The organism is Nostoc sp. CALU 546, assembly GCF_048836525.1.
The window spans coordinates 18,402-32,784 of record NZ_JAWJTF010000110.1 but is presented as its reverse complement, the minus strand read 5'-3'; the positions used below and the strand labels follow the sequence as shown (position 1 = coordinate 32,784).

11 protein-coding genes are annotated in these 14,383 nt (G+C 41.8%); 3 read left to right on the top strand and 8 right to left on the bottom strand.

The genetic code is table 11. The features are described from left to right. The 8 genes from RRG12_RS35255 to hemF form a co-directional block, all read right to left on the bottom strand. Positions 1-397, bottom strand: a 397-nt coding sequence (locus RRG12_RS35255; RefSeq protein WP_420762427.1) for a beta-lactamase hydrolase domain-containing protein, incomplete at its 3' end; no start/stop codon positions are given. Positions 398-467: 70 nt separating this feature from the next. Then, entirely contained in the window at positions 468-1,322 is an 855-nt protein-coding gene (locus tag RRG12_RS35250) for an IS5 family transposase (RefSeq protein ID WP_420762426.1), read from the bottom strand. 251 nt (positions 1,323-1,573) lie between these two features. Continuing rightward, a complete protein-coding gene (locus RRG12_RS35245) occupies positions 1,574-4,843 on the bottom strand; it encodes a diguanylate cyclase domain-containing protein (RefSeq protein ID WP_420762425.1) in 3,270 nt (1,089 codons plus the stop codon). 297 nt (positions 4,844-5,140) lie between these two features. Next, positions 5,141-5,266, bottom strand: coding sequence for a hypothetical protein (locus RRG12_RS35240; RefSeq protein WP_420762424.1), 126 nt, complete (start codon positions 5,264-5,266; stop codon positions 5,141-5,143). 185 nt (positions 5,267-5,451) lie between these two features. After that, positions 5,452-6,309: an acyl-CoA desaturase gene (locus RRG12_RS35235; protein WP_420762423.1), complete on the bottom strand. Its 858-nt coding sequence runs from the start codon at positions 6,307-6,309 to the stop codon at positions 5,452-5,454. A gap of 92 nt (positions 6,310-6,401) precedes the next feature. Continuing rightward, complete coding sequence (gene hemN / locus RRG12_RS35230; RefSeq protein ID WP_420762422.1) at positions 6,402-7,799, bottom strand: oxygen-independent coproporphyrinogen III oxidase; 1,398 nt, start codon at positions 7,797-7,799, stop codon at positions 6,402-6,404. 147 nt (positions 7,800-7,946) lie between these two features. Then, entirely contained in the window at positions 7,947-8,654 is a 708-nt protein-coding gene (locus tag RRG12_RS35225) for a heme oxygenase (biliverdin-producing) (RefSeq protein ID WP_420762421.1), read from the bottom strand. 72 nt (positions 8,655-8,726) lie between these two features. Continuing rightward, positions 8,727-9,791, bottom strand: coding sequence for an oxygen-dependent coproporphyrinogen oxidase (gene hemF, locus RRG12_RS35220; RefSeq protein ID WP_420762420.1), 1,065 nt, complete (start codon positions 9,789-9,791; stop codon positions 8,727-8,729). A gap of 244 nt (positions 9,792-10,035) precedes the next feature. On the opposite strand from hemF, the gene acsF reads away from it, so the two are divergent. From acsF to RRG12_RS35205, 3 genes are all read left to right on the top strand, one after another. Beyond that, positions 10,036-11,091, top strand: coding sequence for a magnesium-protoporphyrin IX monomethyl ester (oxidative) cyclase (acsF, locus tag RRG12_RS35215; RefSeq protein ID WP_420762419.1), 1,056 nt, complete (start codon positions 10,036-10,038; stop codon positions 11,089-11,091). A 43-nt stretch (positions 11,092-11,134) separates the two neighbouring features. Continuing rightward, positions 11,135-11,971 carry a radical SAM protein gene (locus tag RRG12_RS35210; RefSeq protein WP_420762418.1) on the top strand — a complete coding sequence of 279 codons (837 nt, stop codon included), beginning with the start codon at positions 11,135-11,137 and terminating at the stop codon, positions 11,969-11,971. A gap of 650 nt (positions 11,972-12,621) precedes the next feature. Then, positions 12,622-14,220, top strand: a complete 1,599-nt coding sequence (locus RRG12_RS35205) for a helix-turn-helix domain-containing protein (protein ID WP_420762417.1) — start codon at positions 12,622-12,624, stop codon at positions 14,218-14,220. Positions 14,221-14,383: the final 163 nt, after the last annotated feature.

Genomic DNA, 14,383 nt, shown 5'->3' with positions numbered 1-14,383 from the left:
CTTTGCGATTTACTGAGTTTGGCTTCTTTTCAATTCCCAAAGTCTGAAATTGTTCAAGATATTGCGCCTCTGTCCAGCCTTCTTGTTCTGCCAATACCAATAATGTAAATACCCCCGCCCTTAATCCAGAGGCACAGCGAGTATAAATCGGTTGAGAGGATGCTTTCACCGCTTGTTTAAAGGCTTCTAGTGTTTCGACGGTCAAGTTTTTGGGTGAAACGGGAACACTCACATATTCCAAAGCCTGTTCTTTCACCATTGACGCATCAAGCTGATTTCCTTCAGCCGCAGGACACAAATCAATAACAGTCTTGTAGCCTTTTTGAGCAATTTCTTGCAAGGCTTCAGACTCAGCCATAGAACCAATGGCTAGGGTATTGGTAACGGTTTTGAACATAATGGCGCACTCATAATTTAGGGCAACTTAAATATAAACTCTATACCCATGTATAGAACCCATTTGACATCTAAGAAGGTGCTGCAAGCCTCTTAATCATTAGCCTGATGAAACAGAGATTGAGTTTAGCAGTGGCACTAACGAGGGTTCGTTCAAAGTTCTTAACCAGAATTTTACAGCGCTCCATCCAAGCATTGGAGCGTTCAATTACCCATCTGGCTATTGCCGGAACAAATCCAGATTTTCCTTGTGCCGCTTTCTCTTGTTTTGAGGGTTTCGTAGAAAGTTGAAACTGAATTTTGGTCATGATCTTTGGGTAAATCTGCTCTAACTCCTGAGTCAAGTATTCTGGGTGATACCCATGATCTAGCAGGATAGTGATCTTGGGAATATCGATAGGTTTTGACTTGAAGTAGTCGATGTTGAGAGTAAACTTCTCTTTTAATCCGGCATCATCCGAGACATTGGCGCGAGTACAGTGCGTAAAGAAGGGAAACCCAAGGGTGTCAATAGCCAAATGCCTTTTAATACCGTTGGTGGCTTTGTAGAAACAAAAACCTTTCGACTCCACACTGGCATTGCAGGTATTTTTCACTGCTTGGGAGTCAATGATGATCAACGTCGTCCAGTGCGGTTTTTTTTTTACCTGTTCACGGACTTGTCCATGTAATACACTCATCAGTTCCTCAAATACCCCTGCTGCTCGCCACTGTTTGTAGTGCCAATATACGGTGGAATAAGGCGGGAAGTCTTTAGGTAAGTCTTGCCAATTGCATCCATTTTTTAGTTGATAGAGAATTCCATTGAAGATATCTCGCTTTGGCCAGTTGGTCGGTCGAGTCTGCTTCTTAGTCGGTAATATCTCTTGCAATAAGGGTTCAAAAATTTCCCATTCTGCATCAGTGAGGTTGCTGGAATACGCCATTAGTATTGGATTTTTGATGCTGAGGAGTACCTTAATTCAAAACCTCATAAGATGTCAAATGGGTTCTATAAGGTCAAGGGTTTTCTCACAATATCTAGCTTTTGATTTTGATGATCTTTTAAGTGCTGGTTTTTGATCGTTTTATGTCAAGAATGATACATTGGTAAGTGGGATCGGGATGGTTAAAGTTAGTTTTGCATTGCTCCATTAAAGGCACGTTTCTCAGAAGAGGAATAGTGGTTGGTCACTCCCTAAGACAGTCTATTTATACAAGAACGATTACGCCCTTGTGCTTTGGCTTGATAAAGAGCCTGATCTGCTGCCTCAATCAGTTCTGAAGGAACCATATCAGGCGTAGGAATTATCGTTGCAATTCCGATACTCAAGGTGACATGCTCTTTTACAGCCGATGCAACATGGGGAATATTTAGCTGTTCTAGAGCTTTATGGATTTCTTGGGCAACGTAAAAAGCCCCATCACTAGTAGTATTAGGCAAGATGAGAACAAACTCTTCTCCGCCATAACGAGCAGCTAAATCTGTAGCACGTTTAACTAGTTGTTTGAAAGCTTGGGCAACAAGGCGCAAACAATCATCTCCAGCGGTATGACCGTAAGTATCGTTATATTGTTTGAAATAATCAATATCACATAGAAGTAATGATAGACAACCTTCTTCTCGTAAAAGATGTTGCCAGATACAATCAAGCCTAATATCAAAACATCGGCGATTGGCAATTTGAGTTAATTGATCTACCATCGCCATATTTTCTAGCTGCTGGTTGGCTAACTGCAATTGTTGATAAAGTTCTGATTGCTGAATAGCGATCGCCACCTGTGTTGCCAATTGCTGAAGCAGTTCTTCCTCCCAAGGTTGCCACTCACGTGGGGCACTACAATGATGAGCAATTAACAGTCCCCAAAGCCCATCGCCTTGTAAAATCGGTACAACTAATTTAGCTCTGACTTGCAACTGTTCCAGTAATTCTATATGACAAGGGACAAGTCCTGCGGTATAAATGTCTGAAGTAGCTTTGAGCGTAGTTTGTTGATAAAACTGTCCTTGCTTTTCTACAATATAGCTGTCTGTAATTTCAATATTAAGGAGCGATTGCCAACCTTCTGTCACAGACTCCGTAACAACTAGACCGCTCCAATCACGGTTAAAACGGTAGATAATGACGCGATCGGTTTGTAGAAATTGTCTGACTTCGGCAACAGTTGTGTTCAATATTTCATCTAAATCCAAGGATTGGTGCATGTGTTGAGCGATCGCGGAAATCATCCGTTCCCGTTCTGCTTGTTGTCGCAGCGCGAGTTCTGCTTGTTTGCGGACTGTGATATCTGTAAATGATGCCACTACAGCATAAGGTTGTGATTCATCTGGTTTAAACAGTGGTTGAGAATTAATGGAAATCCATGACAGGCTACTATCAGGTTTGTGAACTCCCATAACGACGTTAAATTGAGGTTGTCCTGTGTGTAAGGTGACAATAGCGGGATGGGTTTCGCCTGGGAAAGAAGTACCATCTTCGTGAATGGGTTTCCATTGCGGATCAATGGAACTTCGCCCCATCATTTGGTCAGCTGTTAACCCTAAAATTCTTTCGGCACTCTCGTTACAGGCAGTAATGCGTCCATCAGCTTTCTGTAGGACAATACCTTCTGCCATCGCTGTAATTACAGAACGATAGCGTTGTTCACTTGATCGCAGCGCTTCTTCCATACGCTTGCGTTCAGTAATATCAGTATGGGTTCCTAACATCCGTAGGGGAAGACCATTGTCTGCGCGACTAAAAATTTGCCCCCGATCTAGAATCCACTTGTAGGTTCCATCTTTGCACCTAACACGATGTTCACTGACATACTGTTGAGTTTCACCGCGAAAATGCTTGTTAATTTCCTCGTAAACCCGTGGTTTATCATCGGAGTGAACCCGTTGATCCCATTCACTGAGTATGTTACCAATCTCATGTTCTGCAAACCCTAACATTTCTTTCCATCGGCGGGAGAAAAAGACTTCGTTAGTTTGAACATTCCAGTCCCAAACTCCATCGCCATTTCCTTCCAAGGCATACTGCCATCTTTCTTCACTGGCTTTGAGTGCAGCTTCGATTTGTTTACGCTCTGTGATGTCTTCAAAAATGTATAGTCTGCCAAAGTATCGATCCTGAGTATCCCGAATTTGGCTGGAAAAGCGGCGGATCGTTCGTCCATCGACAAATAAGATTTCATCCTCAATTGTGCAACGATTTTCTTGAGACTGCAATGGTTTACACGATTGGGCAAATGCTGGCACATCGGCAATTGAAGGTATACAGTCGGGAATTATGTCATTGTTTTTTAAAGCACCCAGCCGCATCTGGGCTTCTAGATGTTCAATGCCCCATATTTCACAGAAGCGGTGATTGAAATAGAGGATTTCGTCGGTGCCATTGTCAACAACAAAGAATCCTAGCAAAGAAGTGTCAGTCATGGAACGCAGCAAAGCTTCCCGCCAGAGCAATTCTGACTCTGCACGCTGGCGTTCTTGCAGTACAGCTTGTTGCTTGGTAATATCCTTTTCGTTGACGAGGATCGTGGAGTTACCCGTTACAGGATCGCGGGTACATTGTGTGTCAATACAATGCCACCGAATCCCCTGATTTGTAAACACCTGGGTTTCAATGCTGAACATTTCACCTAAATTAATCACCTCGATAGCTTGTTGCCCAACATTCTTGTCAACAAAGTGGGACAGAAAAGTATTTTCGGTTGATGAGTTAGCGTGCAAGCTACCCCCATAACAGCGGAGGGCTGCGGGGTTTTGCATCAACGGTAAACCATCCATTGTGTAAAGCGAGATCATCAAAGTGGTATGACATAGCGCTTCAATTGATCTCAATGTTTCTCGATCAATCTGATTGGCAACTTGCGTTGTACTTAGCGATTGGCAGGGCGTAGCCAATCGCTGATGCCATTTTATTTGCCCAAGAGCAATTCCTAGTTCTGCTGCTACCAGTTGGAGATACTCAGTCTCTAAAGAACTCCACTGACGTGGACTACTGCATTGATGAGCAATTAGTAAGCCCCACAGATGAGGATATGTACTAGAAATTCCATTATTTTTCTGACTATTTATTAAAATAGGTACTACTAAATTAGCTCGAATCTGCAAACCCATTAATAATTTTTTGTAACAAGGATCAAGCTGTTTAGTATCAATGTCTTCAATGATATTAATCTGTCCCTCTTGATATCGCTCTACCCATGTGGTATTGAAGCAAGGGTCATAAATTAATTGCCCTAAAATCGGTTTCCATGCACCACTGACAGACTCTTCAGCTATGACTCCATCTCCATCAGGCAAGAAGCGATAGATAACAACGCGATCGCTTTCTAAGGTTTTTCTGACTTCGGCGACAATAATGTTGAGAATTTCACTCAATTCAAGGGACTGGTGAATTTGTACAGCCAGCATCCTAATTTGATGAAGGATTTGCTTGAAATCAGTTTCATAACCTGATACATCATTGGAGAGCATTGCAATATTACAAAATATAAAATCTTAATTAAATAAATTATCTTTATGTACTGGTATGAAAAAGCTTTACCAAATAATGATAATATAACTAAAGAAAAAGTTGAGTTCAAGTTAAAATACGATAATTAATAATATCTTTACAATAAAAATACTTCCATATTGTTTTGTAGAGGGTCTCAAGAGTCAAAAGTCCAGCCAGGTTTTTTAGAATTTTAACTCTTGACATCCATGACAAAACAATATATATTTCAGTTGCAAAATTATTGAAACTTTTGCTTTTCTTAACTGAGGAAACAGTTATTTTGAGAGGGTGCTAAAGGGTTTAATATGTTCAAATTCTTTGGCCCGTTTTTGTATTTGATTGCCAATGCGATCGCAAACTAATTCACATAATTCAAAAATCACAGGATCGCTATTTTTCACGACTCCTGCACGGATTGCATGATGCTTTGTCCTTAACTTGTAAAAGAGAAAAGCGCTCTCTGTTTAGAGAGCGCTGATATTGTGGAGTTGAGGAACAAAAACAAACAACTAGCTAGCAACAGTAGGAGTAGCCAGAACTACAGCTTCAACTGCAAGCTTTGCATACCTACAGGTTGCGACAAAATCTACAAATCTCCAGCTTTTATCACCCGGTTGGGTGGCAGGTTGACATCTTTTGCCAAACCGACTGTTTTCAACAATCCAATTGCCCACCAAGTCATATCGATTTCCCACCAGCGCCAACCACATTTCGCTACATGAGGATAGGCATGGTGATTATTGTGCCACCCTTCGCCATAGGTGAGAATAGCTGCCCACCAAAGATTACGAGAATTATCATTGCTGTCAAAAGTGCGGTATCCCCACATATGAGTGACTGAGTTGATCAACCAAGTCGTATGCCAGAGAATCACATATCTGAAAAATAGACCATAGATAAGGAATGACCAACCGCCAAGTGCATAAAGCAACAATCCAACTGGAATTTGCAGTAGTAGAAAGTAGCGATTGAGCCAACGGTAAAAGGGATCTCGCGCTAAATCAGGAGCAAACCGCTGATAGCGCTCATATTCAAAGAATTCTGGACGGGGATAAAAAATCCACAGGATATGACTCCACCAAAAACCTCTGCGGGCAGAGTAGGGATCTTTATATTCGTCTTCAGTATGAGCATGATGCAAACGATGTCCAGCCACCCAGAAAATAGGCCCTCCTTGTAAAGATAATGCACCCAAAATAGCGATCGCATACTCTAACCACCGAGGTACTTTAAAGCTGCGATGACTCAGCAATCGATGATAGCCTAAACAAACTCCAATACTGCCAAATAGCCAGTGCAGAAATACAGCTACGCCCAATGCACTCCAAGAGAAAAACCAAGGAGTTAGCAATGCAACTGCATGAACAGAACTAAAAAACGCCACTGCGACCCAATCGAGACGCAGAGGCTTCTCTGGCAAAGTTTCTAACGATTTGAATCTCACTAAATATTTCCTCAACAAACACAAAATACTTATCAGCTATTAATTTTTTACTGTTCACCAACAGATTGAATAAAACAATCCTGAAGTAGTTTTCAAATAGCTTTAGAAAAACCACTCATTTCGCGATCGCGAAGATACCGATCAAATACAGCAGCAATATTGCGAATGATTAATCGCCCAACCGGGGTGACTTCGATATGATTGGGAGAAAGTTTAATCAAGCCATCAGTTTCCATCTGTTGTAGTTGAAATTGCTCTTGTGAAAAATACTCGGTAAAATTATAATCAAAGCCCAAATGGTATTTTTCTTCAATATCATCTGATGAAAGTTCAAATTGACACATTAATTCCATAATTAGTGTGCGGCGAATAATGTCATCCCGATCTAATTTGACTCCTCTTTCAATTGGCAATTCACTACAATTGATAGCCCGATAGTAACTTTTTAAACTTTTATGATTCTGCACATATACATCATGCAGCATACTAATTGAAGTCATCCCAAATCCAAATAAATCGGACTCTGCTTTAGTGGTATATCCTTGAAAGTTACGATGCAGTTTTCCATGACGTTGAGCGCTCGCCAACTCATCATTCGGTTTAGCGAAATGATCCATACCAATGAAAACATAGCCATAAGTAGTTAATTCCTCTATTGTCATTTGCAAAATTTTGAGTTTTTCGGAACCTGGCGGTAATGCCTCTTGGGGAATTCGCCGCTGAATCGGTTTTAACCAAGGCACATAAGCAAAGTTAAAAACAGCAATCCGATCGGGATTAAGTTGAATTGTCTTGTGGACAGTACTTCTGAAAGTCTCTAGGGTTTGATACGGCAACCCATAGATCAAGTCAACGTTGACGCTTGTAAATCCAGCATCTCGAATCCAGTCCATTACTTGAAACAGCATTCTTTCCGGTTGAACCCGGTTGACTGCTTGCTGTACTTGGGAATTAAAGTCTTGAATGCCAAAACTGATCCGGTTGAATCCTAGTTCTTTCAAGAAAAACAGATATTCTCGATCGAGCGATCGCGGATTCACTTCAATGGAGATTTCCGCGTCATCATCAAACTGGAAATGATTGCAAAGGGTATTCCACAGAGTCTCAACTTGACTGAGGGATAAATAGTTGGGAGTACCTCCGCCTAAGTGTAATTGTCCAACGGTGCGATCGCTAGCAATTAAAGTCCCCACTTGCCGGATATTCCGAGTTAAGGAGTCTAAATAAGATTCCGCAATTGCTTTGCGTTGGCTGATGATGGTATTACAACCACAGAAATAGCAAGGGCTTTCACAAAAGGGAATATGACAATAAAGTGATAATGGCGTTTTTTTGTAATTCCCGGTCGCGATCGCAGTTCTAAAATCTACTTGTTGAAAATATTCTGCTAACTCTGTAGCTGGTGGATAGCTAGTGTACCGTGGTAAAGGCTGATCATATTTTCTTAGTAAATCGGCATCAAATTGGACAGTCTGTGGCAAAACATTCATCTTATACAATTACAATTTCTAATTTGAGATTTTGCAGAAACTCTAAGCATCAATTTTTGGCAATCAGAATTTTTTAAGATGCATTGTGAAAGGAAAAGACAAGAAAGAATTTATCCCTGGTCTTCCTTGTCTCCTTTCTTCTCAGGACTAAAGACTATACTCCGGTGCGATTATCTCTGCCGTAGCAATTTCAGGAGTATGCTCTGTACTACCAATGCGATCTTGACGACTAATCAAATCAAAGACATACTCGCCAATAATAGCCTTCACATCTGTTTCCAGTTCATGAATTACATTTCTATTCAGAGTAAAGGCATAGTTAGCCTCATCCACAATCTTTTGAATCATTGCTTCTTCTAGAGGTAGAAGACTTAATGCTAGACGATATTGCTCTTTAAATTCTCGTCTAGCTTCTGGGGTAGAAATTTGTTCAAATTCATGCATTGCAGTACCCCGATCGCTTGGTAAATCCATTGCCGATCGCGCAATCTTTCTCAATGCTTGCCCACCCGATAAATCTCCCATATAGCGAGTATAAGCATGAGCAATCAACAACTCTGGTTCGGTGTTGGCAACCACACGAATACGATCAACATATACCTGACTAGCCGGAGAGGGAACAATCTCCGATCGCCAATTTTCACCGTAATAAAAGGCTAAATCTTTCTCTAAATTAGCCTGACGATGCAGTTCAGGAAAGTACATCATCCCAACAACCGGGTGATGCTGATAGCGCTGTAATTCTTCTTCCAAAGCCCTGTAGACAAAGTACAGATCCGCCAACAATTTCCGAAAAAAGCTCTTTTCCACTACACCTTTGAGAAAGCATTTCATAAACGCGGTGTTTTCTGCCATTGTGTGCGAATGTTTAGTAAGCGAACATCTAAATGGCTGCTCATTGTGAAACCCTTATTGATAAAAATGTTGTTATTTTTGGACAAAAATTACATTCGTCCAATCATGAGGCTGGAGAAATATTTCCGTAAGCTGTGCTTCGGGTGTGCCTGGTTCTGGCTCGTAGCAATATTCCCAGCGTGCAAGAGGTGGTAGAGACATCAATATAGATTCAGTTCTCCCATTGGTTTGCAGACCGAAAACCGTCCCCCGGTCATATACCAAATTAAACTCTGCGTAACGACCCCGACGGTACAGTTGAAACTGGCGTTGGTGATCGCCATATTCTATTTCCTGCCGTCGTTCGACAATGGGCAAGTAGGCGGGTATAAATGCTTGACCGCAAGACTGAACAAAGGCAAATATATCTTCCCAGTTACGAGATACCGTTCCTACTTGCTGACTGTAGAGTGCTGCTGGACTATCTGTTTGAGAACCAACATAAAGCTGGCCACTAGCATCCTGATAGTCAAAGAAAATGCCGCCAATTCCTCGCTGTTCTTGGCGATGTTTTAAGTAGAAGTATTCATCACACCAGCGTTTAAAGGCTGGATAATATTCTGGATGGTGGACATCACAGGCATTTTTGAGCGTCTGATGAAAGTGAACTGCATCTTCTGCAAAAGGGTAATATGGCGTTAAATCAGCCCCACCACCAAACCACCAAATCGGGCCTGCCTCAAAGTAACGGTAGTTGAGATGTACTGTTGGCACGTAGGGATTACGGGGATGCAACACCATTGAAGTTCCTGTGGCAAAAAACTCATGTCCGGCAGCTTCTGGACGTTGAGCCAAAATTGCCGGAGGTAGGCTATTTCCCCAAACTGCCGAAAAGTTCACACCACCCTGTTCAAATACGCGCCCTTCTCGAATCACGCGAGTACGTCCTTCTCCGCCTTCTACTCGCTCCCAGTGGTCTTGTTGAAAGCGTGCTTCTCCATCGAGTTGCTCTAAGGCTGTGCAAATCTCATCCTGTAAGTTCTGCATGAATTGCTGCGATCGCACCCGTGAATCCTGGGGTATTGTGTTGGTAGCTGATGCCAGCAATGTTGTGTGATTTCTAGATTCTTGCAGAGAATTCTCGGAATGACGACCCATGTTAAAACCTCTGAAACTTTGAGTCAGGGTAACTACTACTAAATAACTTTATAGCTATATAGTTGAACTAAATCAAAGAAGTTTCAAAACTTAATAAATTATTTAAACCCAAGTCCTCAAAGGCTTTCCGTTTATATTTTCGCTTTTCTGCTTTACTAAAGGATTGTAAAGAGGTCTAGCCAAATAATCACCCCTATCATAAGTTTATAACTATAAAGCTATTTATTTGATTACCGCACCACTCATGGTTAATACCCTACCCAAGCCAGAAATTAAAACCCCTAGCAAAGAAACTGTACTCACCCCTCGGTTTTATACTACAGATTTTGAAACCGCAGCCAACCTGGATTTGTCTGCCCAGGAAACTCAGTTGCAGGCGATGTTAGCAGAAATGCGGGCAGACTACAACCGCCACCATTTTGTTCGTGATGAAGCGTTTGAGCAGTCTTGGGAACACGTTGACGGTGAAGCAAGGCAGGCGTTTATAGAATATTTGGAACGTTCCTGCATTTCTGAGTTTTCCGGGTTCTTGTTATTCAAGGAATTATCCCGCAAACTAAAAAATCGCAGTCCAGTGCTGGCGGAAATCTTTCAACTGATGGCGCGTGATGAAGCCCGCCACGCCGGATTTCTCAACAAAGCAATGGGTGATTTTAAAGTCTCCCTAGATTTAGCCACTGTTACTAAAACCCGCACCTATACGTTTTTCCCTATTGAGTGGGTACTTTACACCGTTTACCTATCAGAAAAAATCGGCTACTGGCGTTACATTATTATTTTCAGACATCTAGAAAAGCACCCAGAAAACGAGTTTTACCCGATTTTCCGGTACTTTGAGAGTTGGTGTCAGGACGAAAACCGTCACGGAGATATATTCAAGGCGTTATTGCGTTCTCAACCGCAACTATGGAACACCTGGAAATCTAGGCTGTGGAGTCGCTTTTTCTTACTCTCGGTATTTGCTACCCACACCTTGACAGTTCATGAACGTTCCGGGTTCTACAAATCACTGGGACTTGATGCCACAGAATTCGATCTCCAAGTTGTCCGCAACACCAATGAGACTGCGGGACGGGCTTTTCCGGTGATGTTGAATACCGAACATCCCAAGTTTTTCCCACGTCTGCAACGCTGTGCAAGTTACAACTTGAAAATTGCAGAGATTGAGGGCAGTTCTGCGCTGAAAGTTGTCAAGTTAATTCGCAAACTACCTTTGATTACAGCTATTGTTTGGAATCTGCTGTTAGTTTACCTGATCAAACCCATTGATACTGAGGCTTTACGGGGGACGGTTCGTTAGCTATTAGGCAAGATAGCAACAGACTCTACGTAGTGAAACAAATATGAATGCAATACAATCTCTGCCAGATTCACAGTTTTCTTCTGTCTATGGTCCTGTCAAATCTTGGCGATTTGGGAGTTCGCTGGGTATTGACCCTATTGGTATGGTATCTACCTGCTCGTTTAACTGTGTCTACTGCCAATTGGGAAAAATTCAAAAGCATATAAGTCAGCGGCAGATTTTTGTACCTACAGACCAAATCTTCCGTGACTTACAAGCAATTACGTCGTGGGAAGATGTGGATGCAGTCACACTTAGCGGTAGTGGTGAGCCAACCTTAGCGCTGAATTTAGCAGAAATCCTTGCTGCTGTTAAAACATTCACAAAACGACCAGCTATAGTTTTGACCAATAGTACTTTACTAGGCGATGGCACAGTACGCAGTGCTTTGAAACTGGCAGACATTGTGGCTGTGAAACTGGATGCTATTTCATCAAATCAACTACGGCGAGTTAACCAACCTGTAGCAACAATTGATTTACCCGATATAGTGGCAGGAATCGAGCAATTTCGGCAAGAATACCAGGGGTTTCTAACTATTCAAACGATGGTCTTATCTCCTTGGAAACCAGACATAGTAAGAGATTATATCCAACTATTACAACATCTTAAACCTGATGAAATTCAACTCAACACTCCTTCTCGTCCCCGTGTCTTGGTTCGTCAGTTGGATGCTAGGGGTAATAACGTCACAGAATCCAGTAGTTATGTTTGTCAAAATCTCAGATGTGTCAGTCCTGAGGTACTAACTGTGCTAGCTAAACAAATTTACGAAGTTACTAAAATTCCAGTGCGCTGTCCTCCAAGGGCTTCGCTACAGTTAGGGACTTCCAACTAAAAAAATATCCTATCGCTTTGGCAAGTAGGGGAAGCAGGGGAAGCAGAGGAAGTGATTTGTATCAATAATTTTGTGAAATGGTATCAGCAGCGATCGCTACATTCTGTGGAAAATTAGTAAGTCAAGAAGGCAATAGGCAGAAGGTTGCAATACAGTGTAGGCTTCTCTACGAGACGCTGCGCGAACAGACCGACACTGACTAGCGCAGCGTTAGCGACGCAGGAGCGTCTTGCAAGACACCAAACAAATCAGAGATTTGGAGTGGGGCTTAAACCCTTGCTCCCTTTGGTCGTAGCAGAAGGCAGAGGACAGTATTCCTTCTGCCTTCTGCCTCCTGCCCTCTGCCTTTCTTGCTAAATTCTAGAGTAAGACACTCTGTATAATAACTTTTTCGTAAATATGAAGATTAATTTAATTGTTCAAAATGAACAAAAACCTAATGATTTACTGATTTAAAAATTACTAATGATAATTTGGAGGATTTAGGCTCTGAGAAGAGAGGCTGCACGTAGCTTGCTTCTCCTTAGGGGTACGGGAACGCTTACCCTACGGGAACGGCTTTGCCGAACAGCGAACGGGTTTATTCTCGGTTGACAGAGTAGCAGCTATATATACCTTTGGTTAGCATTTTAACCTAAAAATCACTCTTTATGCCCTACGCCATTACTAAGCGCTGTATTCAGTGTGACAATTGCCTTCCTCAGTGTCCTACAAGTGCGATCAAAGTTATAGAAGGTGAATACTGGATTGATCCTACTTTGTGTAATAACTGTACAGGCGAGCTTGCGCCGCAGTGTGTAATTTCTTGTCCTGTCAACTCTCCAGTACCTTATCAAGCAAAAAAGGGTAGATACAAGAAGGTTGAAGTTAGAACTGTTCCTAGTCCAGAGCTTTTTTCCGACGGCAAAAGCCATCCTTTTGCTTCCGCGATCGTAATTTGGGAATTATGCAATGTTTTAGCACAGCGACAATCTCTTCTCTGGGAAATTGATGCTGAAGGAGATTTGTATTATCAACGGCAAATTAATGGAGGGAAGGGTGCGATCGCCTTCCGAGTTACGGACAGCATCAATTTAGAGTCGCCAGCCACACTTAAAGGCGCAAAGGCTTTATCTGCGATCAAGACATTTGATATTAGGTCTGCGTGTATGCACTTGATCTACGCTGCTCATGTCACTAATTTAGATCAGCCTTGGCAAGAAGAATTCATCATTAACGACCGACAAATTGAAGAATATCTGGGACTGGACAAGCGCAAAGACTTGAGCAAATCTATTAAGCTGGCTCTAATTAAAGAACTTGCTCAACAACCCTGCAAACTTATAGCCTCCATTAATTTGCCCCCACAAGGAAAGATTAAGGGAATCTGCCTCGAAAAAAGTCGTTTATGGCATTTATTGGACATTCAGCACGACTTTCAAGAAGACGAACTGGGATGCAAACATCTGGTTGGGTTAACTTTCAAAATTAAAGCTGGTGAGTGGGCGCAGTATTTTCTAAATCGACAAGGTTGCAAGGAGCGTACTGCTTTTTATCAGTACGGTACTTTACCTAAAGCCTTACTGAGTGTGGTAATGAGCATTTGGCAGCAGCATGAGGGAGCAGTTCGGATGATCCTGTGGTTATTATTTAAAACCAAAATAGGTAAAGAACAGCGCATTACGATCCCCACTCTCATGAAAGTTGCTTACGGCGAGCGAAAACTTAACCAAGTATCTTTAGAACCGGAGAATCGCCAACGTTTGCTAAGAATATTTGAAAGTGATTTAGAGGTACTGAATCAGTATGGACTCAAACCCATATTCGATCCAGTTACCTATCCATTAGAAATTCAACCTTTGTGGTGTAAGTTGGTTGATATTCCAGAAGATGCAGAGGCAGCGTTAGAATTCTGGATCGATGATGGTAGTAATGATACCCGATTAACTGATGTGGCTCCTCGTGGCAAGTGGAATCGATTAATGAATGCCCGCATCTTATATTTTGAAATGCCACCAGAGTGGAAAAAACAACTAGCGAAATCTCAGAAGAAGCAGCGAACTACTAACTGCAAAACAAAGTTAAAACCGCAAATAGCTCTCTCTATTGAATATATTCTTGAGGCAAGAAAAAGACTAGGGTTGAGCCAAAGAGACTTGGCACAGCTAACGGGTAAAAGTCAGAGTTGGATTCGTGATATTGAGAATGGGCGTTTTCAAGCTAAGTTAGAAGACCAGATGCTATTGCGAAAAGTGCTAGGCATTAATTAGATCGACTTGAGTTAAGGCACGTAAGGATTCAGTCAGCCCAACAAACCGAAAATTACCTACTTGACTGAAGAATAAGTTATATAACTGCATAGTTATATATTATATGGTATATTAAATCAAAAGTTTAAGTTTTACAAGAGAGGGTTTAGGTCATCCACCAAAT